The sequence below is a fragment of the Streptomyces sp. NPDC033177 genome, assembly GCF_055577715.1.
The window spans coordinates 893,272-914,719 of the sequence record NZ_JBVIPS010000001.1 but is presented as its reverse complement, the minus strand read 5'-3'; the positions used below and the strand labels follow the sequence as shown (position 1 = coordinate 914,719).

Sequence of the window (21,448 nt, the reverse complement as noted above, 5' to 3'; positions counted from 1 at the left end):
CCCGACCACCCCGGCACCCCCACGACGAAGGACGGTAGTCATGGAGAAGACCCCCGAGAAGAGCCAGGGCACGACCCCCGCACCGGACATCCAGCTCATCGACCACGACGGCGAGGTGACCCTGAGCATCGGCGGCGAACAGGCCATGCAGGCCTGGGAACGCGACCTGATGTGGGCCAGCGCCGACCTGCTCTGCCGCCACGGCAAGGACTTCTACGAGGTGGGCCTCGGCCTCGGGTTCTCGGCCCTGCGCATCGCCGAGAACCCCGCCACCCGCAGCCACACCGTCCTCGAACTCTTCGGAGAGGTCGAAGACCTCTTCCGTGAGCAGCACCCGCAACTGCCCGACACGCTCTCCGTCGAGCGGGGCAACTTCTTCGAGCGGGTCTTCGATCTGGAGACGGAGAGCATCGACGGCATGTTCTTCGACCCCGCGCTCGACATGGAGGTGTGGAAGGACGAGGAACTGTGGCGCAAGGCCATGCCGGAGGTCGTCCGCGCCCTGCGCCCCGGCGGGGTGTTCATCCCCTTCTTCAGCACCAAGCCCGAGCTGCGGTGGCAGTACGTCAAGCACTTCCGCACCATCCGCGTGGAGCGCCACCCGTACACCGCGTACGACACCACCGAGTACACCTACGGCACCTCGGGTGACGCGTACATCCAGTGCTTCTACAAGGACTGACGGGGGTCACGTGCACAGCACCTATGAAACCGTCGAGGACGCCTACCTGACGGAGTTGCGGAGCACCTACCTCGGCGCGCCCTTCCGCAACGCCCCGCGCGGCTTTCCCAGCCGTGAGCGACTGGGCGCCGGGTTCCTGGTCCGCCGCCCCGTCCAGCGGCATGTCGCGCTGCCGGCGCGCAGGTCCAACCTGGTCTTCAACTTCGCCGAGGCCCTCTGGTACCTGTCCGGTTCGGCCGACCTGGAGCGCGTCGCCCACTACGCGCCGAGCATCCGCACGTACTCGTCCGACGGCGCCACCCTGACCGGCACCGCTTACGGGCCACGGATATTCGACTACCGGGGGACAGGGCTCGACCAGTGGCGCAGCGTCATCGACGTACTGACGGAGGACCCCGACAGCAAACGCGCGGTCGTGCAGATCTTCCACCCGGGCGAGCTGCGCGAACCGGGCAACATCGACGTCGCGTGCACCCTCGCCCTGCAGTTCATGCTCCGCGAGGGGAAGCTGCACGCCGTCGGCTACATGCGCGCTAACGACGCCTACCGCGGCATGGTGAGCGACGTCTTCTCCTTCACCTTCCTCCTGGAGATGCTCGCCGGACAGCTGGGTGTCGGGGTCGGGAGCTACGTCCACCAGGTGGGCTCCCTGCATGTGTACGACAGTGACGCCCCGCTCGTGGAACGCGTCCTGCGGGAGGGCGCGGACCACCCGGACCCGGAGCCGTTCCCCGCGATGCCCGCCGGGGACAACTGGCCGCACGTGCGCGCCGTGCTGCGGATCGAGGCACAACTGCGCACCGACCGGCTGCGGCTCGGCCCCGCCGCGCTGCGCGCCCTCGACCTGCCCCGCTACTGGCAGGACGTCACCGGGCTCTTCGAGCTGCACCGTCAACTGACCTTCGAGCGCGAGACGGACCGTGAGCTGCTCGACGAACTCCCGCCCCTGTACCGCCGCATGATGCTGTCCCGCTGGCCCCGCACCGCTGCCGACCAGGAGGTCTCCGCATGACGATGACACCCGCCCGTGAGCTCGCCGGTGAGCTCGGCGTCGACACCCTGTTCCTCGCGGGGCCCTTCCTCCAGCTGCTCGATCCCTCCACAGGTGAGATGCCGTCGGGGACGCGGGCGCCCTTCGCCTCCCTGATAGAGCACTTCGAGGGGCACGGATTCAGCGTCCACAACGCGCACCGCCGCGAGGCATGGGGCGCGGAGCTGATGTCCCCCGACCAGTGCACCCCGCTGGACCAGGAGGAGATCCGCAAGGCCGACGTGTTCGTGGCCTTCCCCGGGCTCCCGGCCTCGCCCGGCACGCACATAGAGATGGGCTGGGCCAGCGCCTTCGAGAAACCGATCGTGCTGCTCCTGGAGGAGGGGCAGGAGTACGCGTTCCTCGTCCGCGGGCTGCACGCGGTCGCGACGGTCGAGTACGTCGTCTTCAGCGACCTGGAGTCGTCGCTTCCCGCCATCGACGCGGCGGTACGGCGTGCGGTGGCACGACAGCGTGAGGCGCGGGACCGGAACCGCTGAGAGGGGGAGCCCCCGTCGGCGGGCTGACGGGGGCTCCGCGATCTCCCCGCGGGCGCCGCGTGCGGCCGTGAGAGGCACTGGGAAAGCGGTGGGTTTACGGTGAAACCCTGGGGAACCCGATTCCCCTCTGCACGTCGAGACGCGGGAGGCGAACCGCCCATGGCGATCGCGACCTACACCCTGGTGGCGCTGGACTGCCCCGAGCCCGAGCCGCTGGCCCGCTTCTACCAAGCGGTGCTCGGCGGCGAGATCCGGCAGTACGACGAGGACTGGTACGACCTGTACGCCACGGGCGGCGCCCGGCTCTCCTTCCAGCGCGCACCGGACCACCGCCCGCCCAAGTGGCCGCAGGGGGAGTCGGATTCGCAGCAGCTGCACCTCGACTTCACCGTCTCCGACATGGAGAAGGCGCACGACGAGGTGCTCGCGGTCGGGGCGACACCGCTCGACCTCGACGACCAGGGCGGTGAGCGGGGCTGGCGGGTCTACGCGGACCCGGCGGGTCACCCCTTCTGCCTCTGCCAGGATTGAACCTCCGCCAGAGCGAACAGCCTCAGGACGCCTTGCGCCGCTGTGTCCCGCGAAGCGCCTTGATCAGCTCTTTCCGGTTCATGGACGAGCGGCCGGGGATGTCTGCGTCAGTGGCCTGCCGGTAGAGCTCGGCCTTGGTCAGATCGTCGAGTGAGGCATCGGAGGACGTTCCGGCAGCCGAACGCGGCGACGAACGGGGCTTATTGGCCCGGTCCACACTCGCCTTCAGGGCGTCCATGAGGTCGACGACGTTGGTCGACTTCGCCGGGGGCTCCGCCTTCTCGACCTCCTCGCCCTTGCGCTTGGCGTCGATGAGGGCGGTCACCTGCTCCTGGTAGGTGTCGTGGAAGTCGTCGGGGTTCCAGTCGATGTGGAGCGTGTCCACGAGTTGGCGTGCCATCTTCAGCTCGCGGTCGGTGACCTTCGTCTTCCCGGGCAGGTCGTCGATCTCCTCGCGCGGGTCACGGATCTCGTCGGCCCAGTGGAGGGTGTGCAGCGTCAGGACGCCGCCTTCGGCCTTCACCGCGACCAGATACTGGTGGTTGCGCATCACGAAGGTGGCGATCCCGGCTCTGTCCGCCTCGGCGAGGGCCTTCTCGAGCAGGGCGTAGACCTTGGTGTACTCCTTGCCCTTGGGGCCCAGGTAGTACGTCTTGTCGAAGAAGACCGGCGCGATCTCCGACAGGTCGACGAAACCCGTGATCTCCAGCGTCTTGGAGCGCCCCGGCGCGATGTCGTCCAGCTCGTCCGGCTCGACCAGGACGTACTCGTCGCCGTCGTCGAAGGCCTTGACGATCTCGTCCAGGGGCACCTCGTCGCCGGTGCGTTCGTTCACCCGTTTGTTGCGCACCCGGTCGGACGTGCCGCGCTGCAGCTGGTGAAAACGGACGGTGTGGCTGTCCGTGGCGGTGAACATCTGCACGGGCAGGGAGACCAGGCCGAACGTCACGGTTCCGCTCCATACCGGACGCGCCATGTCTGCGTCACCCCTTTCCGTCTCCCCTCATGGCACACCGGCGGGTGGCTCACCGCATCCCGGGGCCGGGGTGACGAGGCGCGTCAGGCGGAGTCGCGGGCGGCCTGCGCGAGCTTCCGGTCGAGGGCGGCCCGGACGAGTGCCGCGGCCATCACCCCCGGCTTCTCGTCGCCCGCGAGCCGCAACAGTGCGGACGTGTCCTGGGGCAGCCCGAGGCGCTCGGCTCCTTGCAGCACCTTGGCGTCGAAGCGGGGCGCGTACTCGGTCCACACGTCCTGCACCTCGCGCAGGAAGATGTCCGCGCCGGTGGGCCCGAGGCCCGGCACTTTCTGGAGCTGCCGTTTCAGGGCCGCCGCGTCGCCGTCAGCCCTCTCCCGCATCCGGCGCAGGTCCCCGCCCCACTCGTCGAGCACGAGGCGGGCACCGTCGCCGAGCTGGGTCGCGGTCCGTTCGTCGTAGCGTCGGTAGCCGCCGCGCCCCAGGGCGTCGACCCGCTGCTGCCAGGTGGCGTCGGCCATCTGGCGCGGACCGCGCATCCCCGCCTCGTACAGCGCGCGGGTGCTCGCCACCGCGACGGATGCCCGGATCCGGGCGCTGAGCAGGCACGACAGGACGAGCGTGCGATAGAGCGGCTGGGGGCTGTCGGCCGGCTTGATGCCCGCCTCCGCCGCGTACGTCTGTCCCGATGTCCTGAGCAGTTCCCGCATCACAGCCTTCTGGCCGGCCATGTCTCCCCTTCCTGGTTCAGTGCTGTGGGCCGTTGTGGTCCCGGTGGCGGTGGTGCAGGGCCGTGAGGGCGGCCAGGGCCAGCAGAGCCAGGATCGCGAAGAGGAGCGCGAGGCCCGCCAAGGCCCAGGGGCTGGGAGGTTCGCCGCTGAGGGAACGCGTCGCCCACACCCCGAAGAGCACGGCGAGGGCCAGGAAGAGCGGCGTGTAGAGGTACGTGAGCAGGTGGCGCAGGCGATGGGCCCGGTGCGTGTCCGGGTGCGGGTGCCCGCGACGGCCGGGATGTTCGCCTTTCATGGCCGCCTCCAGCAGCTGAGGGCGCAGGCTGCCGTTGGTCCTTGACAAGCTCCAGGATAGTCCTGCCCGAGCGCGATCCCGGCTTCACGCGGGATGGCCGGGGGAGAGGTCGGAGACGTCACTCAGGCGGAGCAGTTCTTCGTGCGGCGGCGGGTCCGCGCCCGCCTCCACCGGAGTGAGATGAAAGCCCACGTGATCTCCCCAGTCGGCGTGCCGCTCGACCTTGCCGACGTACCAGGCGCAGGAGTCCGTGAGTACGGGAGTCCCGCCCGCGCGCGGCTCCCACCGCACCCGGGCGAACTTGTCGACGCGCTTGCCGCACTCGCCGCCGAACAACTGCGCCACATGATGCTGATCGCGCCTGAGGAGATGCACGCCGAGGAACGCCGCGTCCCGGGCCACCTCATACGTGTGGTTGGCCCGGGACAGCCAGACCACGAAGCGCGGCGGTTCCAGCGCACACTGCGAGGCGAAGCCGACCAGACAGCCGGCCGGTCCGTCGTCGCCCGCCACCGTCACCACGTACATCGGGTAGTCGAGCCGGTCGGTGAATCCGTCCAAAGCCACCAAAGCGACCACCTCTCCTAAGCCGGGGAGTCCGGGGAGTCCGGGGAGGCCGGGGTCTCGCGCGGTTCCAGCGGGTGCGTGGCGGGGCCGTGCAGGACCGAGCCGTCCGTCGCGAAGCGCGAGCCGTGGCAGGGGCACTCCCAGACGCGTTCCGCGTCGTTGAACTGCACCAGGCAGCCCAGATGGGTGCAGCGGGCGGAGAGCGCGGTGGCATGGCCGCTCTCGTCGCGGTAGACCGCGCACCGCTTGCCCTTCACGCGTACGACGGCTCCGCTCCCGGGCGGAATGTCGGTCAGGGAGTCGACGTGGCTGGTGTGCAGCCGGTCGCCGACGAAGTGTTTCGCCGCGGACGCCTGATAGGAGGCGAGTTGCCCGGCGTCGCGCATCGGGGGCAGCCGCCGCGGGTCGTACAGGTCGGTCCAGGCCGGTCGTGGTCCGCCCGCGATGTGGGCGGTGAGCAGGCGCCCCGCCATCACGCCGTTGCTCATGCCCCAGCCGCCGAAGCCGGTGGCGACGAAGACGTGCTGGGTGCCGGGGTGGGCGTGGCCGACGTAAGGCAGCTGGTCGGCGGAGTCGTTGTCCTGCGCCGCCCACCGGTAGGCCTCGCCCTTCTCGGCGAAGTGCGGCAGGTGCTCGCGTGCCCAGGCCTCCAGCCGGTCGAACCGTTCGCTGACGCCGCCCGTGCCCGGGGTGAACGACTCGCCGGTGACGATGAGCAGCCGGCGCCCGTCGTCATAAGGGGCGCTGCGCAGCGAACGGGTCCCGCCCTCGGGCGTGATGTACATGCCCTCGGGCGCCGCGTCCGACGGCACGGGCGCCGCGATCACCAGCTCGCGCCGGGGCTTGATCCGGGTGAAGAGCAGGGTGCGGTCGAAGATCGGGTAGTGCGTGGCGATGACCGCGTCGCGTGCGTCGACCGTGATCCCGGACTCCGTGGTGAGCCGGCAGCGGGCGCCGTCGTGCAGCGCGGTGACCCGGGCCCGCTCGAAGATGCGCCCTCCGGCGCGGGTGATGTTCTCGGCGAGGCCAAGGAGGAACTTCCGTGGGTGGAACTGGAGTTGGCCCTCCACGCGGACCGCCCCCGCGACCTCGAAGGGCAGTTCCGTCTCGGCCACGAAGGACGCGTCGAGTCCGGCCCGGCGCGCCGCGTCGGCCTCCTGCCGCAGCTCGTCGACGCGTGCGGGGTCCTGTGCGTAGGTGAAGGCGGGGGCGCGTTCCAGCTCCGCGTCAATGTCGAGCTCGGCGCACAGGGCCGCGGTCCGCTCGACCGCCTCCTGCTGCGAGAGCGCGTACAGCCGGGCGTCGTCGGCGCCGTGTTTCGCCTCCAGGCCGGCATAGATGAGGCCGTGCGCGGCGGACAGTTTGGCCGTGGTGTAGCCGCTCACGCCCGCGGCGATCCGGTCGGCCTCCAGGACGACGACGTCGAGACCGGCGCGGACCAGGTCCCAGGCGGTGCAGAGCCCGGCGATGCCACCGCCGATGACCGCGACGTCCGCCGACAGATCCGCCTCGGGAGCCGGGTATCCGGTACTGGGCGTGGTCGCGATCCAGTACGACTCGTCGACTGTCCGGTGCTGCCTGGTCATGTCTTCTCCTACGTGGTCATCACGACGCTGACGCGGACGAGTACCCCCGGCGCGGGGTCTCAGTGGTCGCGCGTACGCGTCGCACGCGCTGCCGAGGGGCGCACCCAAGCGCTTGGGTGCGCCCCTCGGGGCCATGCGCGGTCCGTGCGTCAGACCAGGTCGTCGTCCATGCCCTGACGACGCTGGGCGCGCTCGTCGCCCTGCTCACGCTCCTGCTGACGGTGCTGGCCCGGCTGCGCGGGGTCCTGGTCGCGACGGCCCCGCTGCGGGGGCTCCTGCCGGGCGGGGGCCTGACGGGACGGGTCGGCGGACCGCTTTTGCTTGCCCATGAGTTCACTCCTGGTGAGGGCGGATTGGTCTTTTCCAGCGTGACACGCCCGGTGACCCTGCGCATATCGAACAGTTTCGGAGGGTGATAAGGCCAGGTGGGGCCCGGTGTCGAGCTCAGGTCACGTCGGTCACCCGCCAACGCTGGTTGGCGCCGGAGTTCGGTGTCCACGTCGTGACGGCTGCTCCGTCGTGCGTGGCCTGACCGCCGACCTCCAGAAGCCTGCCCGTGGCGGCGTTGACGAGCGTCCATGTGCCGTCACCGGTCGTGGACATGATCCACTGGGCGGCCTTGCCGCGGGGGCCGGTGTCGGGCTCGGCCACCGGGACGCCGTCACGGACGGCCAGCCGTTTGCCTTCGGCGGGGCTGGTGAAGACGTACCGCCGCTGATTTCCGGTGTCGCCGCTGATCTGCCGCAGCCGCCAGCGCCGGTCCGCCGTGTCCGCCGACGACTTGATGACGAGGCCGGTGCCGTCTTCGGCGACCGTGACTTCCTTGCCGCTCTGGACGCCGGTCAGCTCGTACGTGTGGTTCTTCCGCAGGAGGGCGGCGTCCTTCGCCACTCCGGAGACACCCTTGACGAGGAAGGACGTCACCGACTGCGCGGGCACCTCGAAGGTGGCCTTCTTGCCGCGGACGTCGACGGCGGCATGCCGTTCGAGCTTGCCCTCGGTGCTGGTCACCACGGGCGTGACGGTGGCTTTGCCGCTCACGTGGCCGAACTTGGAGAGGTCGACCGTGACCGTACGCGCGGCGGTCGAGCTGTTGACGTGGACGACTGTCGCCCCGTCGCCCTTGCGGGTCACGGCGGCGGCGCTCGAGGTGTCGTCGACCTTGACCAGCCGGTCGCCGGGCCTGATGAAGTGGGTGAAGTTGCGGGCCGTGTCGAACTTGGTGTTCGTACGGATCGGGCAGGTCTCCAGGGTGTCCTCGGCGGTGCAGCTGAACGGCAGCTGGATGCTGCCCCAGTTGCCGCCCTTGGCGGATTCACCGCCGGGCTTCATGTTGTCGTAGTCCTCGACCGGCTGCCAGAACACCCAGGCCGTCGGCTCCAGTTCGCGCAGGTCGTCGACCATCCGCTGGGCCATGCCGAGGCCCGGCCGCATGTCGTCGAAGTCCTGCCCGTCGCCCCAGTCGCCCTCGACCTCGCTCATCCACAGCGGCTTGTCCTCGGCCTTGGCCAGGTCGCGCACGCTGGTGCGGCCGTCCGTGCCGTAGGTGTGGACGTTCATCTGGCCGACGGCGTCCCTGACCTCGCGCGGGTAGGAGTTCCAGTTCCGCGTGAAGGTGGTGGGGTTGGTCTCGTCCATGGCGGCGATCTCCGTACCGCTGCGGGACTTCTTGAGCACCGGGCCGAGGGCGCTGATCACATTCTGCTGGAGCTCGGGACCGATGTGGGCCCCTTCCTGACGGCCGCCGACCGGCTCGCCGTCGGTTCCCAGGCGGGTTCCCCAGTAGTCGGTGTTGGGTTCGTTGAACGGGTCGAGGGTGTCGACCTTGATGCCGTGCGCCTTCTCGAGCCGCTTGGTCGCGCCCACCAGATAGGAGGCGAAGTCGTCGACCGACTCGGACTTGAGCTGGTCCTCGCTCGCGTTGAAGCCCCCCGAGACATAACCGCTCCTGGTCATGAACCAGGGCGGCGAATTGCTGAACGTCTCCCAGTGGTCGACGTCGTCCTTGATCCGGTCGACCCACCAGCGCTGGGTGGCGTCCGCCTTCGGGTTCCAGTCGGCCGGGTCCGTGGCGCTCCACCAGTCGGTGTCCTCGCGCGTGGTGCCCGCCGGCGCCTTCCACCAGCCCTCGACCGCGCCACCGGGGCGCAGATAGTCCTTGACGTCGGGGGCGTTGCCGCCGCCGATGTTGTAGCGGGCGATGTTGAGGCCGAGCCCCTCGTCACCGAAGAGCAGCTGCGCCAGCTTCTCGCGTATCTCCTTCGGATAGTCGCCGGTGGCGTTCGCGAACCAGACCAGGCTCGTGCCCCAGCCCTCGAACTTCTCGTGCTGATAAGAGGGGTCGGGCCGGACGGTCACGGCTTCGGAGGCCGCCGCGGCCGTCTGCGACGGGACGGTGAGCAGGGCTGCCCCGGTGGCCAGGGCGGTGGTGCCGACGACGCCGATGAGTCGCCTTGTACGGGTTCTCGTGCGGGTACGGGGTGCCAACGGGTGCTCCCAACGTAGGTGACGGGGTGGCGCTGTACAGGAACGGGTGGTGTTCGAGGAGGGCGTGTCAGCGGCCGGGCTGCCGCAGGACGGCGACATCCCTCGGCGGCAGGACGAGACCGCTGTCGGCGGCCTCCGGGGTCGCGCCGATGAGGACGTCTCCGGTCAGGCCGGGCAGCGGCACGGTCTCGTCGGTCCGGTTGACCAGGAAGAGATAGCGGCTTTCGGCGTCACGGCGCACGGCCAGCTCGACGCGACCGCGTGCGGGAGCGGGCAGTTCGCTCCCGACACCGGCCGCGGCGAGCAGCTCCGGCAGCAGGACGGTGAGGCCGTCCGCGCCGAGCCGGGTGGAGACGTACGCCGCCGAACCCCGGCCCGCGGCGCGTCGGGTGACGGCGGGACGATCGGCGTACGCACCGGTGCGGTACCGGGCGATGACCTCCACCTCCGGTCCCGTGACGGTGATCCGGTCGGTCCACACCGTGCCCGTGGTGGCGTTGTCCAGCGTGACCGTGTCGTCGGCGAGCAGCGGCCCGAACTCCTCGACACGGATGCCGAGCAGCTCGCGCAGCGCTCCCGGATAACCGCCGAGCCAGATGTGGTCGTTCTCGTCGACGATGCCGGAGAAGTAGGTCGTGACCAGGTGGCCGCCGCCCTCGACGTAACGCGTGTGCTCCTTGGCGAGTGCCTCGGGGATCACATGCAGTACGGGCGCGATCAGGACGTCGTACGAGGTGACGTCGGTGCGGGTGGTGATGACGTCGGCGCGGATGCCGAGGGCCAGGAGCGCGGAGTACCAGTCGAGCGCCTCCTGGTGGTAGTCGAGCCGCGATGTGGGGTGGGAGTCCTGCTCGCTCGCCCACCACGAGTCCCAGTCGAAGAGGACGGCCACGCGTGCCGGTTCGCGCGCGGCCCCCGCGACGGGCCTCAGCGCCTTCAGGGTCTGCCCCAGAGCGGTCACCGCTCGGAACACCTCACTGTCGGCGCCGGCGTGCGGCACCATCGCCGAGTGGTACTTCTCGGCACCGGCCGCCGACTGGCGCCACTGGAAGAAGCACACCGCGTCGGCGCCGTGCGCGACGTGCAGCAGGGAGTCGCGGGCCAGGTCACCCGGGCGCTTGGCGAGGTTGACGGGCTGCCAGTTGACGGCGCTTGTGGAGTGCTCCATGAGGAACCACGGGCGGTGGCCCGCCACGGAGCTGGTGAGGTTGGCGGAGAAGGACAGCTCGTCCCGCGCCTGCGGTCCCGGTACGACGTAGTGGTCGTTCGAGACGAAGTCGATCTCGCCGGCCCAGTCGGCGTAGTCCATGCCCTTGGTGCCGCTCATCACCATGAAGTTCGTGGTGACGGGCACCTCCGGCGTGAGTTCGCGCAGCACGTCACGCTCCGCGCGCAGGTACTCCTTGAGGGCGTCCGAGGAGAACCGCTTGAAGTCCAGCTGCTGCGTGGGGTTGGGGTGGGATGCCGCGAGCCGCGGCGGCAGGATCTGCTCCCAGTCGCTGTAGCGCTGGGCCCAGAACGCCGTGCCCCAGGCGTGGTTGAGGCCGTCGAGGGTGGTGTAGCGGTCACGCAGCCAGTCGCGGAAGGCGCGGGCCGCGTCGTCGGAGTAGTCGTAGATGTTGTGGCAGCCGAGCTCGTTGGAGACGTGCCAGGCCACGAGGGCCGGATGACCGGCATAGCGCGTGGCCATCTCGCGCACCAGGCGCAGCGCGTGCTCCCGGAAGACGGGCGATGTAGGCCGCCAGTGCTGCCGCGCCCCCGGCCACACCGTCTCACCGGAGGCGGTCACCGGGAGGATCTCCGGGTGCGCCGCGGTGAGCCAGGGCGGCGGGGACGCGGTGGCGGTGGCCAGGTCGACCCCGATGCCGCCCGCGTGCAGCAGGTCCATGACTTCGTCCAGCCACGCGAAGTCCCAGGTGCCCGCGTCCGGTTGGATGCGGGCCCACGAGAAGATCCCCACGGAGACGATGTTGACGCCGGCCTCGCGCATCAGCCGGACGTCCTCCTCCCAGACCGCGCGCGGCCACTGCTCCGGGTTGTAGTCGGCGCCGTAGGCGAGCCGGGGGGAGGTGTCACCGTCCGGTCCGCGCAGCAGCCGGGACGGGAGGGTGGGGGGCATGGTGGTCCTTCCGGTGTGGTGCTCGGGGGCGATCGTGAGGTACGGGGTGCGGTCCGGTCCGCGCTACTTCTGCATGCTGAAGCCCTGCTCGGAGCCGTACTTGACGGAGGCGTCCTGCCAGGACTTCAGGCCCTTGGACAAGGGGGTGCCGGAGACGTAGGCCTTGCCCGCGGTGTCGTTGAAGATCGAGTTGGCGTACACCTGGTAGGGCAGGTAGTTCCAGTCGTCGGCGACGTTCGCCGCGGACTCGGCGAAGACCTTGTTGGCCTTCTGGCCGCCGAAGTACGGGAACTCGGTGTTCTGGAACGCCTTGGACTCGAGGTCCTTGGTGGTCGCCGGGAAGGCGCCTTCCTTGATGCGGGTCTGCACGCCCTTGCCGGAGTTGGCGTACTCGACGAAGGCGTAGGCTAGTTCCTTGTTCTTGCCGAGCTCCGGCAGGGCGAGTGAACTGCCGCCGTTCTCGGCGCTCGCCTTGTCGCCCGCGGTCCACTGGGGGAGGGGAGCCGCGCGCCAGTCGCCTGCTGCCTCCTTCACGCCGGAGGTGAAGTTGGCGGGCATCCAGGCGCCGGTGGGCAGGGTCGCGACGGTGCCGTCACCGAAGGACTTGTACCACTCGTCGGTCCAGGGGTTGATCTCTGCGACCAGCTTCTCGTCGATGAGCTTCTGCCAGGTCTCGGTGTAGGCGCGGGCGCCCTTGTCGGAGAAGTCGATGCCCACCTTGGTGCCGTCGACCGTGTAGGGACGCGAACCGGCCTGCCACAGCAGGCTGGTGGTCAGACCCGCGTCTCCCGTGTCGCTGGCGATGTACGCCTTCGGGTCGGCCTTGTGCAGCTTGCGGGCCGCCTGGAGGTATTCGTCCCAGGTCGTCGGCACCTTGATCCTGTGCTTGTCGAAGACCTTCTTGTTGTAGAAGAGGGCCATGGGGCCGGAGTCCATCGGCAGGGCGTAGACCCCGTCACCGGACTTCACCGCGTTCCAGGGGCCCGGCGAGTAGGACGTGGCGAGCTTGTCCGCGCCGAAGGGGGTCAGGTCGGTGATGTCCTTGGTCAGGGCGTACTGTCCCAGCGCGTAGTACTCGACCTGGGCGACGTCGGGGACGCCCTTCTTCGCCGAGATGGCGTTCTGCAGGGCCGTGTACTGGTCCTTGTTGGTGCCCGCGTTCACCAACTCGACGTCGACGGCAGGGTGTTCCTTCTCGAAGTCGGTGACGACCTTCTTCACGGTGGGCTCCCACGCCCACACCTTGACCTTGCCGCCCTTCTTCAGGGCCGCCTCGATGTCCGCCGACGAGACCTGCTTCTGGTCGGATCCGTCGTCGTCGGAGCCACCGCAAGCGGTCACCCCCAAGGAGAGGGCGCAGACGAGACCTATGCCGCGCAGCAGGCGGCGGGTGTTCTGGGGCATGGCGATGCTTCCACTTCTTCGTGGTCCACAAAGGGCGAACGGGCGGACATGGGTGGCGCGGGGGCAACTGACGTGCGAGCGCTATTCCTTGACGCTTCCGGCGGCGAGCCCGGACTGCCAGTACTTCTGGAGCAGCAGGAACGCGGCGATCAGCGGCAGGACGGTGATCAGCGAACCGGTGATCACGAGGTGGAAGACGGGATCGCCGCCCGCCGTCGCGGCCTGGGCGTTCCAGCTGTCGAGGCCCAGGGTCAGCGGGTACCAGTCCGGGTCCTTGAGCATGATCAGCGGCAGGAAGTAGTTGTTCCAGGTCGCGACCATCGTGAAGAGCAGGACGGTCACGGTGCCGGGTGCGAGCAACGGCAGGGCGACCTGGAAGAAGGTGCGCACCTCGCTCGCCCCGTCGATGCGGGCGGCCTCCATCAGCTCGGCGGGGATGGCCTCGGTGGCGAAGACCCACATCAGATAGAGGCCGAAGGGCGAGATGAGCGAGGGGATCAGGACGGCCCAGGGGGTGTCGGTCAGGCCCATCTTGCTGAACATCAGGAAGGTGGGCACCGCCAGAGCCGTACCGGGCACGGCGACGGCGCCGATGACGACGGCGAAGACGGCTCGTTTGCCGGGGAAGTCGAACTTCGCGAGGGCGTAGCCGCCCAGGACCGCGAGGAAGGTGGCACCCCCGGCGCCGACCACGACGTAGAGCAGGGTGTTCAGGAACCAGCGGGTGAAGACGCCGTCGTCGTACGTGACCGTCGCGCTGATGTTGTCCCACAGCGCGAAGTCCCCGCCGAACCACAGGCCGAACGAACCGGCGAGCCCCTCCTGGGTCTTGGTGGCGCTGATGACCAGCCACAGCAGCGGTATCACGCTGTAGAGCAGGACCAGGCCGGTTAGCACGGTGAGCAGGACGCTGCGCCGTGGCCGGCCCGCGGTGTGCCGTCGGGCGGTGCGGGCGCGCGGGGTCCGCAGCCGGGGTGCGGCGCCCGGGGTGCGGACGGGTGCGGAGGCGGTCGGGGGAGCGGTGGTGACGGGGCTGCTCGGTCCGGTCATCGGGTCACGCTCCCTTGCGCATGCCGCGCAGTTGGACGACGTAGGCGATGACCATGGTGATCAGGCCCATGACGATGGCGACCGTCGCGGAGTAGTTCTGCTGCTGGCCGGAGAAGGACAGCGAGTACGTGTAGAGGTTCGGGGTGTAGTCGGTGGTGATGGCGTTGGGCGCGAGGTTCTGCAGGATGCTCGGCTCGTTGAACAGCTGGAAGCTGCCGATGATCGAGAAGATCGTCGCGATGATCAGGGCACCGCGGATCGCGGGGAGCTTGATGGCCGTGATCACGCGGAGCTGACCGGCACCGTCGATCTCCGCGGCCTCGTACAGGGAGTGCGGGACGACGCGCAGCGCGGAGTAGAAGATCAGCATGTTGTAGCCCACGAACTCCCAGGTGACGATGTTGCCGATCGACGCGAGGACCAGGTCGGGCGAGAGCGGGTCGGGGAGCGAGACGCCCAGGGCGTCGTTGATGTCGCCCACGAGGCCGAAGCGGGTGCCGTACATGAAGCCCCACATCAGCGAGGCCACCACGGCGGGCACGGCGTAGGGCAGGAAGACCGAGATCCGGAAGAAGTCCTTGCCGTAGAGGCGCCCGCTGTCCAGGGCGAGGGCCACCAGCAGGGCGATGCCCAGCATGATCGGGACCTGCACGGCGAGGAACAGTGACACCCGGCCCAGGGACGCCCAGAACTGGCCGTCGGTCAGGGCCTGTTGGTAGTTGTCGAGGCCCACGAACGTGGTGCCGCCGATGAGCTGGTCGCGGAAGAGGCTCAGATAGACCGAGTAGGCGAGGGGGGCGAGGAAGACCAGGGCGAACACCGCCACGAAGGGGCCGATGAATCCCCAGCCCGTCCAGGAACGGCGGGTCCCGGGTGACGGGGGCCGGGCGGGACGCCGCTTCGCGGCCCGCTGCAGGTGAAGCGTCGTCATGTCGTTCCTCGCTCGTCCATCTCACTCGTCCATCTCGGAGCAGGCGTCACGTGGCACGATGTTTGCGTAAACATCGCGCTGCGACAAGGGCGTGAGCCAAGCAGGGCGAGGTGTTATGTTTACGTAAACATTCGGTGGCGGAATGTCTACACTGCCCCGATGGCGACGGTCAAGGGTCGTCCGGGAAGTCCGGGACACACGCGGCGAGGGAGACAGTGGAAGCAACACGGAACACTTCGGCGAACGGCACCCCGGGCGGACGGGAGCGGGCCGCGCGCCGCGGGCAGAGCGCGTCCATGGCCGACGTGGCGCGGCTCGCAGGCGTCTCCTCACAGACCGTCTCCCGCGTCTCCAACGGGTTCCCGGGCGTCAACGAAGAGACCCGGCAGCAGGTGCTCGCCGCCATGAAGGAACTCGGCTACCGGCCCAACAGCGCGGCCCGCGCCCTCAAACGCGGCGAGTTCCGCACCATCGGCCTGATCACCTTCACCCTCTCCACCACCGGCAACGTACGCACCATCGACGCGATCGCCACCTCCGCCGCACAGGAGGGGTACGCCGTCACCCTGCTCCCCGTCGCCGTCCCCACCCAGGACGAGGTGCGCGGGGCCTTCTCGCGGCTAGGGGAACTCGCCGTGGACGCCGTCATCGTCATCATGGAGAAGCACCTCCTCGACGCGGCGGCCCTCTCGCTGCCGCCCCATGTCCAGGTCGTCGTGGCCGACTCGGACGCCGGGGACCGCTACACCGTGGTCGACACCGACCAGGCGGGCGGCACCCGCGATGCCGTACGGCACCTGCTCGACCTCGGCCACCGGACGGTCTGGCACCTCGCGGGGCCCGAGGACTCCTACGCCGCGCAACGCCGCGCCGACGCCTGGCACGCGACACTCGAAGCGGCCGGATGTGCCGTGCCGCCCCTCGTGCGCGGCGACTGGTCGGCGGAGTCGGGCTACCGGGCAGGTCTCGGGATCGCCGATCAGGAGGACTGCACGGCGGTGTTCGCGGCCAACGACCAGATGGCGCTCGGCCTGCTGCGTGCCCTGCACGAGCGCGGCCGCAGGGTGCCGCAGGACGTCAGTGTCATCGGCTTCGACGACATCCCCGAGTCCGGTTCCTTCTTGCCTCCCCTGACGACCGTCCACCAGGACTTCGCCGAGGTCGGGCGCCGCTGCGTCGAGGGAGTCCTGCGCCAGATGCGGCAGAGCGCCCCGGAGCGCGGCACCACGCTGGTGCCCACGCGGCTCGTCCTGCGCGAGAGCACCGCACGGCCGCCCGCGCGCACGCCTTCCCGCTGATTCCGGGGGAAGGTGGGGAGGCGAGGACATCGTTCGAGGCCGGAGGCTCCCATGAACGGCGGCGACAGTGAGGGCAGCGGCGGTAGCGGCAAGGGTGCGCAAGGGCTGCGCTGCCTGGTGACCGGGGCGACCGGATACATCGGGGGGCGGCTCGTTCCCGAACTGCTCGACGCGGGGCACCAGGTGCGGTGCATGGCCCGCTCGCCCGGGAAGCTGCGCGACCACCCCTGGGCCGGGCGGGCCGAGGTGGTGCGGGGCGATGCCTCCGACGCCGAGTCGGTCGGCGATGCCATGCGGGACATCGACGTCGCGTACTACCTCATCCACGCGCTCGGCACCGGATCCGGCTTCGAGGAGACGGACCGCAAAGCGGCCCGGATCTTCGCCGAGCAGGCCCGCGCCGCGGGCGTACGGCGCATCGTCTACCTGGGCGGTCTGACCCCCGAGGGCATCCCGGAGAAGGACCTCTCCCCGCATCTGCGCTCACGGGCCGAAGTGGGCCGGATCCTCATGGAGTCCGGCGTGCCGGTCACCGTGCTCCGCGCCGCCGTGATCATCGGCTCCGGCTCCGCGTCCTTCGAGATGCTGCGCTACCTCACCGAACGCCTGCCGGTCATGGTCACCCCGAGCTGGGTGCGCACCAGGATCCAGCCCATCGCCGTGCGCGACGTCCTGCGCTATCTCGTGGGCAGCGCCACCATGCCCGACCACGTCAGCCGCACCTTCGACATCGGCGGCCCCGACGTCGTCACCTATCGCGACATGATGGGCAGGTACGCGGCCGTGGCGAAGCTGCCGCACCGCCTCATCCTGCCCGTGCCCATGCTTTCCCCGGGGCTCTCCAGCCACTGGGTCGGTCTGATCACCCCCGTACCGGCCTCGATCGCCCGGCCGCTCGCGGAGTCCCTGCGGCATGAGGTCATTTGCCACGAACACGACATCGCCCGGTACGTGCCCGACGCGCCCGGCGTCCCGATGAGCTTCGACAGGGCGCTCGCCCTGGCCCTCGAACGCGTGAAGGACGCCCAGGTCAGCACCCGTTGGTCGTCCGCGTCGGTGCCCGGCGCCCCCAGCGACCCGCTGCCCACCGACCCCGACTGGGCGGGCGGCAGCCTCTACTCCGACCGCAGGGAACGCACCGTGAACGCCTCGCCGCAGGCCCTGTGGGGCGTCGTGGAAGGCGTGGGGGGCGACAACGGCTGGTACTCCTTCCCGCTCGCCTGGGCGGTGCGCGGCTGGCTGGACCGGCTCGTCGGAGGGGTCGGGCTGAGACGGGGACGCCGCGACGCCCAGCGGCTGCGGGTGGGGGACTCGCTGGACTTCTGGCGCGTCGAGGAGATCGAACCGGGACGGCTGCTGCGGCTGCGGGCCGAGATGCGGCTGCCGGGCCTGGCCTGGCTGGAGATGCGCGCGGACGAGGACGACAAGGGCCGCACCCGCTACCGGCAGCGGGCGCTCTTCCACCCGCACGGCCTCCTCGGCCACGCGTACTGGTGGAGCGTGTCGCCGTTCCACGCGCTCGTCTTCGGCGGCATGGCCCGCAACATCACACGTACGGCCGAACAGCGCACCGCCGAAATCACCCGGAAATCGTGACCCGCGGGCAATCCGGCGGCGCAACGGCTCCGAATCACCTCTGAAGGCGACCAGCGTCCAGGAGGATCACCGGGTGAACGAAGTGGCACACATCAGCGGGGCTCCCTCCGCGGGACCCGATCCGGCTGAGCTGCTCAGCAGGGTGGCGCGCGGCGACCAACAGGCCTTCGCCTCGCTGTACGACGTGATCTGCTCTCCCGTCCTCGGGCTCGTGCGCACGGTGCTGCGCGACCCGGCCCAGTCCGAAGAGGTCGCCCAGGAAGTGCTGGTGGAGGTGTGGCGATCGGCCGCCCGCTACCGGCAGGAGCGGGGGAGCGTCATGAACTGGGTCCTGACGATGGCGCACCGCAGGGCGGTGGACCGGGTGCGGTCCGTCCAGGCGTCGGCCGAGCGCGACCACAAGGCCGCGCTGCTCGAACGCACCCCCGCCTTCGACGAGGTGAGCGAGCAGGTCGAGACGCGCCTTGAGCGCGAGCAGGTGCGCCGCTGCCTGCGCACCCTGACCGAACTGCAGCGCCAGTCGGTGACCCTGGCCTACTACCGGGGCCTGACCTACCGGGAGGTCGGCGAGCTGCTCTCCGTGCCCCTGGGGACGGTCAAGACCCGGCTGCGCGACGGCCTCATCCGGCTGCGTGACTGCCTGGGGGTGAGCGCGTGAGCGCCGCCGACCTGCACACGCTGACGGGTGCGTACGTCCTGCACGCCCTCTCGGACGAGGAGCGCACGGAGTTCGAGCGGCACCTGGAGGTGTGCGAGGCCTGCGCCCAGGAGGTGCGTGAACTGGCCGCCACGACGGGGCGTCTGGCCCGCGCCGTCTCGGTCGCCCCGCCCGCGGACATGCGGGCAGAGGTGCTGCGGCGCATCGCGACGGTCCGCCAGCAGCCGCCGCCCACGCCCACCCCCGCAAAGCCCACCGGCCGCGCGGGCCCGGGACGGCGTCTGTCCCGCTTCGCCCTCGCCGCGTGCCTGGCCGCCGCCGCGGGGTTCGGCGGCATCGCCGTATGGCAGCACGAGCGGGCCGACGAGGCGGGCCAACGCGAGCAGGAGGCCAGGCGCCAGACCGAGCAGCTGGCCCAGGTGCTCGCGGCACCGGACGCCAAGGCTTCGACCAAGGAGCTCTCCGACGGCGCGACCGGCACGGTCGTGGTGGCCAAGAGCCGCAACCAGGCCGCCTTCGTGGCGGCCAGGATGCCCGAGCCGCCGTCGGGCAAGGTCTACCAACTCTGGTTCAACGACGACGGTTCGATGCGTTCGGCCGGCCTGATGAATCCGGGCCGCAGCACCGAGGCGGTGCTCCTGGACGGTCCGGTGGACCAGGCGTCCGGCATCGGCATCACCGTCGAGCCGGCGGGCGGCTCCGAGGAGCCGACGTCCGACCCGGTGGCCCTGATGAACTTCCCCACGGCATGAGGAGCCGCAGAAAGTGACCGTATCGATCGTCCTTTTCACCTCCGACCTGCGCCTGCACGACCATCCACCGCTGCGGGCGGCGCTGAACGAATCGGACCGGATCGTCCCGCTGTTCGTGTACGACGAGGGGGTGCGGGCCACCGGCTTCGCCGTGCCCAACCGTCGAGCCTTTCTCGCCGACTGCCTGGAGGACCTCGACTCGGGGCTCCGCAAGCGCGGTGGCCGCCTCGTGGTCCGCAGCGGTGATGTCGCCGACCAGGTCCGCGGCGTGGTGAAGGAGACCGGGGCACAGCGGCTGCACGTCTCGGGAGGCGTGAGCCGATACGCGACGCGGCGCGAGGAGCGACTACGGACCGCGCTGGAAGGCACCGGCTGCGAACTGGTCGTGCACGACGCGGTCATCACGGCCGTCGCCCCGGGGGAGGTGCTCCCGACGGGCAAGGACCACTACGCGGTGTTCACCCCGTACTTCCGGCGCTGGACGTCGGAAGGGATCCGGGACATTCTGGCCGCCCCGCGCAAGGTGCGGGTCGCCGACGTGGAGTCGGACCCGGTGTTGCCGCGTGCGGAGATCACCGGCGTCTCACCCGGGCTCGGCACCGGCGGCGAGGAAGCCGGACGCCGGCTGCTGCGGGCCTGGCTGACCGGCGGCGTCGAGGGGTACGAGGACGGCCAGGACGACGTCGCCGGTGACGCGACATCGCGGCTCTCGCCCCACCTCCACTTCGGCACCCTGTCGGCGGCCGAGGTCATCCACGGAGCGCAGCGTGAAGGCTCGTCGGGGGCGCAGGCGTTCGTCCGGCAGCTGGCCTGGCGGGACTTCCACCACCAGGTCCTCGCGGCCCGCCCGGACGCCGCGGGCAGGGACTACCGCCCGCACGGCGACCGGTGGCGCACGAACGAGAAGGAGATCAACGCCTGGATCGAGGGGCGCACCGGCTATCCCTTCGTTGACGCGGCGATGCGACAGCTGCGCCACGAGGGCTGGATGCACAACCGGGGGCGTCTGGTGGTGGCCAGCTTCCTCACCAAGACCCTCTACGTCGACTGGCGGGTGGGCGCCAGGCACTTCCTGAGCCTCCTGGTGGACGGCGACGTCGCCAACAACCAGATGAACTGGCAGTGGGCGGCGGGCACCGGCACCGACACCCGCCCCAACCGGGTCCTCAACCCCGTCATCCAGGGCAAGCGTTTCGACCCGGGCGGCAGTTACGTACGCCGCTGGGTGCCCGAACTCGCGGAGGTTCCCGACCGGTACATCCACGAGCCGTGGAAGCTCCCGGACCGCGACCGGGCGGATCTCGACTACCCCGATCCGGTCGTCGAGCTGGCGGAGGCGCGCGCCCGCTTCGAGCAGGCCCGAGACGCCTGACCGCCCCAGGGGCATCTGGCAACCGGAAGGGCGTGCGTGCCCGAACGGGTGAATGTGGATCTGCGACCAATCCCCGGCCCGCTCCGTGACGAATTCCCTGTGTGAGCGAAGAACGGATGACGTGGGGACGGCGCGCGGGGGTGGTGGCGCCCGTGCCCTGACGGCGCCCGCTCCCGGCCACCCCCATGCACGCAATGACGCAAGGAGAAGACCATGTCCATGTACTCCACCCGAATCCGCCGTGCCGCCGTCGCCGTCGCCGCCGCGGCGGTGCTGCCGATCGCCCTGACGGCCTGCTCGGACAGCGGCGACAAGGACACCAAGGCCGCGGACTCCACGCCCAGCGCGCAGGAGACCACGTCGGACGACGCCATGAAGGCGAACGAGCCGTTCGGACCGGCCTGTTCGTCGGTTCCTGACAGCGGCGCGGGCTCCTTCGACGGGATGGCGAAGGACCCCGTCGCCACGGCGGCCTCGAACAATCCCGAGCTGTCCACCCTGGTCACCGCGGTCAAGAAGGCCGGTCTGGTGGACACCCTCAACAACGCCGAGAACGTCACGGTGTTCGCACCGACCAACGACGCGTTCGCCAAGATCCCCAAGGCCGACCTGGACAAGGTGCTCAACGACAAGGCCCAGCTCACCAAGATCCTCACCTACCACGTGGTGGGCAAGAAGCTGGCGCCGCAGCAGCTGGAGAACGGCTCCTTCGAGACGCTGGAGAAGAGCAAGCTCACCACCGCGGGCTCCGGCACGGAGTACAAGGTCAACGACACGTCGAACGTCGTCTGCGGCAACGTCCCGACGGCCAACGCCACGGTCTACATCGTCGACACGGTCCTGATGCCGAAGAGCTGACGAGGACCGCCGCCCCGACCGCCTCCGC

General features: G+C 70.1%; 21 protein-coding genes. 10 read left to right on the top strand and 11 right to left on the bottom strand.

What is annotated here, in order from left to right; genetic code table 11:
* Positions 1–40 precede the first annotated feature (40 nt).
* From ACZ5U5_RS04125 to ACZ5U5_RS04110, 4 genes are all read left to right on the top strand, one after another.
* Positions 41–682, top strand: a complete 642-nt coding sequence (locus ACZ5U5_RS04125; RefSeq protein WP_469015921.1) for a class I SAM-dependent methyltransferase — start codon at positions 41–43, stop codon at positions 680–682.
* 10 nt (positions 683–692) lie between these two features.
* Entirely contained in the window at positions 693–1,694 is a 1,002-nt protein-coding gene (locus tag ACZ5U5_RS04120; protein ID WP_469015919.1) for a thymidylate synthase, read from the top strand.
* Entirely contained in the window at positions 1,691–2,212 is a 522-nt protein-coding gene (locus ACZ5U5_RS04115; RefSeq protein ID WP_469015917.1) for a nucleoside 2-deoxyribosyltransferase, read from the top strand. The genes ACZ5U5_RS04120 and ACZ5U5_RS04115 overlap by 4 nt, the downstream gene beginning before the upstream one ends.
* A 159-nt stretch (positions 2,213–2,371) precedes the next feature.
* Entirely contained in the window at positions 2,372–2,743 is a 372-nt protein-coding gene (locus ACZ5U5_RS04110) for a VOC family protein (RefSeq protein ID WP_469015914.1), read from the top strand.
* Positions 2,744–2,765: 22 nt separating this feature from the next.
* Here the strand turns inward: ACZ5U5_RS04110 and ku are convergent, their stop codons facing one another.
* The 11 genes from ku to ACZ5U5_RS04055 form a co-directional block, all read right to left on the bottom strand.
* Positions 2,766–3,719, bottom strand: coding sequence for a non-homologous end joining protein Ku (gene ku / locus ACZ5U5_RS04105; RefSeq protein ID WP_469015912.1), 954 nt, complete (start codon positions 3,717–3,719; stop codon positions 2,766–2,768).
* An 83-nt stretch (positions 3,720–3,802) separates the two neighbouring features.
* A complete protein-coding gene (locus tag ACZ5U5_RS04100; RefSeq protein WP_469015910.1) occupies positions 3,803–4,447 on the bottom strand; it encodes an HhH-GDP family DNA glycosylase in 645 nt (214 codons plus the stop codon).
* 16 nt (positions 4,448–4,463) lie between these two features.
* Positions 4,464–4,742 carry a DUF6343 family protein gene (locus ACZ5U5_RS04095; protein ID WP_469015907.1) on the bottom strand — a complete coding sequence of 93 codons (279 nt, stop codon included), beginning with the start codon at positions 4,740–4,742 and terminating at the stop codon, positions 4,464–4,466.
* A gap of 84 nt (positions 4,743–4,826) precedes the next feature.
* Positions 4,827–5,312, bottom strand: coding sequence for a flavin reductase family protein (locus tag ACZ5U5_RS04090; protein ID WP_469016950.1), 486 nt, complete (start codon positions 5,310–5,312; stop codon positions 4,827–4,829).
* Positions 5,313–5,326: 14 nt separating this feature from the next.
* Positions 5,327–6,895, bottom strand: coding sequence for an FAD-dependent oxidoreductase (locus tag ACZ5U5_RS04085; RefSeq protein ID WP_469015905.1), 1,569 nt, complete (start codon positions 6,893–6,895; stop codon positions 5,327–5,329).
* A gap of 149 nt (positions 6,896–7,044) precedes the next feature.
* Positions 7,045–7,224, bottom strand: a complete 180-nt coding sequence (locus tag ACZ5U5_RS04080; protein ID WP_363206299.1) for a hypothetical protein — start codon at positions 7,222–7,224, stop codon at positions 7,045–7,047.
* 115 nt (positions 7,225–7,339) lie between these two features.
* Positions 7,340–9,382 (bottom strand): glycoside hydrolase, encoded by a 2,043-nt coding sequence (locus ACZ5U5_RS04075; RefSeq protein WP_469015902.1) that lies wholly within the window; start codon positions 9,380–9,382, stop codon positions 7,340–7,342.
* Positions 9,383–9,449: 67 nt separating this feature from the next.
* Complete coding sequence (locus tag ACZ5U5_RS04070; RefSeq protein WP_469015900.1) at positions 9,450–11,501, bottom strand: beta-galactosidase; 2,052 nt, start codon at positions 11,499–11,501, stop codon at positions 9,450–9,452.
* A 63-nt stretch (positions 11,502–11,564) separates the two neighbouring features.
* Entirely contained in the window at positions 11,565–12,905 is a 1,341-nt protein-coding gene (locus ACZ5U5_RS04065) for an ABC transporter substrate-binding protein (RefSeq protein WP_469015898.1), read from the bottom strand.
* 81 nt (positions 12,906–12,986) lie between these two features.
* Entirely contained in the window at positions 12,987–13,955 is a 969-nt protein-coding gene (locus tag ACZ5U5_RS04060) for a carbohydrate ABC transporter permease (protein WP_469015895.1), read from the bottom strand.
* Between the two features lie 4 nt (positions 13,956–13,959).
* Complete coding sequence (locus tag ACZ5U5_RS04055; RefSeq protein WP_469015892.1) at positions 13,960–14,886, bottom strand: carbohydrate ABC transporter permease; 927 nt, start codon at positions 14,884–14,886, stop codon at positions 13,960–13,962.
* Positions 14,887–15,182: 296 nt separating this feature from the next.
* Between ACZ5U5_RS04055 and ACZ5U5_RS04050 the strand changes: the two genes are divergently transcribed.
* The 6 genes from ACZ5U5_RS04050 to ACZ5U5_RS04025 all read left to right on the top strand — a co-directional run bounded on the left by ACZ5U5_RS04050 (position 15,183) and on the right by ACZ5U5_RS04025 (position 21,420).
* The gene (locus ACZ5U5_RS04050; RefSeq protein ID WP_469016948.1) at positions 15,183–16,184 is read left to right on the top strand and encodes a LacI family DNA-binding transcriptional regulator; all 1,002 of its coding nucleotides are present in this window, start codon (positions 15,183–15,185) and stop codon (positions 16,182–16,184) included.
* 51 nt (positions 16,185–16,235) lie between these two features.
* Complete coding sequence (locus ACZ5U5_RS04045) at positions 16,236–17,780, top strand: SDR family oxidoreductase (RefSeq protein WP_469015889.1); 1,545 nt, start codon at positions 16,236–16,238, stop codon at positions 17,778–17,780.
* Positions 17,781–17,853: 73 nt separating this feature from the next.
* Positions 17,854–18,438, top strand: a complete 585-nt coding sequence (locus tag ACZ5U5_RS04040; protein ID WP_469015886.1) for a sigma-70 family RNA polymerase sigma factor — start codon at positions 17,854–17,856, stop codon at positions 18,436–18,438.
* Positions 18,435–19,190, top strand: a complete 756-nt coding sequence (locus ACZ5U5_RS04035) for an anti-sigma factor (RefSeq protein WP_469015883.1) — start codon at positions 18,435–18,437, stop codon at positions 19,188–19,190. Before ACZ5U5_RS04040 ends, ACZ5U5_RS04035 begins: the two co-directional genes overlap by 4 nt.
* A gap of 13 nt (positions 19,191–19,203) precedes the next feature.
* Positions 19,204–20,562 carry a cryptochrome/photolyase family protein gene (locus ACZ5U5_RS04030; protein WP_469015881.1) on the top strand — a complete coding sequence of 453 codons (1,359 nt, stop codon included), beginning with the start codon at positions 19,204–19,206 and terminating at the stop codon, positions 20,560–20,562.
* Between the two features lie 219 nt (positions 20,563–20,781).
* Positions 20,782–21,420: a fasciclin domain-containing protein gene (locus tag ACZ5U5_RS04025; protein WP_469016945.1), complete on the top strand. Its 639-nt coding sequence runs from the start codon at positions 20,782–20,784 to the stop codon at positions 21,418–21,420.
* Positions 21,421–21,448: the final 28 nt, after the last annotated feature.

Bases quoted from the DNA above. Each gene is read 5' to 3' on its own strand.
- ACZ5U5_RS04070 (WP_469015900.1), bottom strand. From the start codon at position 11,501: ATGCCCCCCACCCTCCCGTCCCGGCTGCTGCGCGGACCGGACGGTGAC.
- ACZ5U5_RS04025 (WP_469016945.1), top strand. From the start codon at position 20,782: ATGTACTCCACCCGAATCCGCCGTGCCGCCGTCGCCGTCGCCGCCGCG.
- ACZ5U5_RS04060 (WP_469015895.1), bottom strand. From the start codon at position 13,955: ATGACCGGACCGAGCAGCCCCGTCACCACCGCTCCCCCGACCGCCTCC.
- ACZ5U5_RS04055 (WP_469015892.1), bottom strand. From the start codon at position 14,886: ATGACGACGCTTCACCTGCAGCGGGCCGCGAAGCGGCGTCCCGCCCGG.
- ACZ5U5_RS04080 (WP_363206299.1), bottom strand. From the start codon at position 7,224: ATGGGCAAGCAAAAGCGGTCCGCCGACCCGTCCCGTCAGGCCCCCGCC.
- ACZ5U5_RS04125 (WP_469015921.1), top strand. From the start codon at position 41: ATGGAGAAGACCCCCGAGAAGAGCCAGGGCACGACCCCCGCACCGGAC.
- ACZ5U5_RS04065 (WP_469015898.1), bottom strand. From the start codon at position 12,905: ATGCCCCAGAACACCCGCCGCCTGCTGCGCGGCATAGGTCTCGTCTGC.
- ACZ5U5_RS04050 (WP_469016948.1), top strand. From the start codon at position 15,183: ATGGCCGACGTGGCGCGGCTCGCAGGCGTCTCCTCACAGACCGTCTCC.
- ACZ5U5_RS04110 (WP_469015914.1), top strand. From the start codon at position 2,372: ATGGCGATCGCGACCTACACCCTGGTGGCGCTGGACTGCCCCGAGCCC.
- ku (WP_469015912.1), bottom strand. From the start codon at position 3,719: ATGGCGCGTCCGGTATGGAGCGGAACCGTGACGTTCGGCCTGGTCTCC.
- ACZ5U5_RS04045 (WP_469015889.1), top strand. From the start codon at position 16,236: ATGAACGGCGGCGACAGTGAGGGCAGCGGCGGTAGCGGCAAGGGTGCG.
- ACZ5U5_RS04100 (WP_469015910.1), bottom strand. From the start codon at position 4,447: ATGGCCGGCCAGAAGGCTGTGATGCGGGAACTGCTCAGGACATCGGGA.
- ACZ5U5_RS04085 (WP_469015905.1), bottom strand. From the start codon at position 6,895: ATGACCAGGCAGCACCGGACAGTCGACGAGTCGTACTGGATCGCGACC.
- ACZ5U5_RS04115 (WP_469015917.1), top strand. From the start codon at position 1,691: ATGACGATGACACCCGCCCGTGAGCTCGCCGGTGAGCTCGGCGTCGAC.
- ACZ5U5_RS04095 (WP_469015907.1), bottom strand. From the start codon at position 4,742: ATGAAAGGCGAACATCCCGGCCGTCGCGGGCACCCGCACCCGGACACG.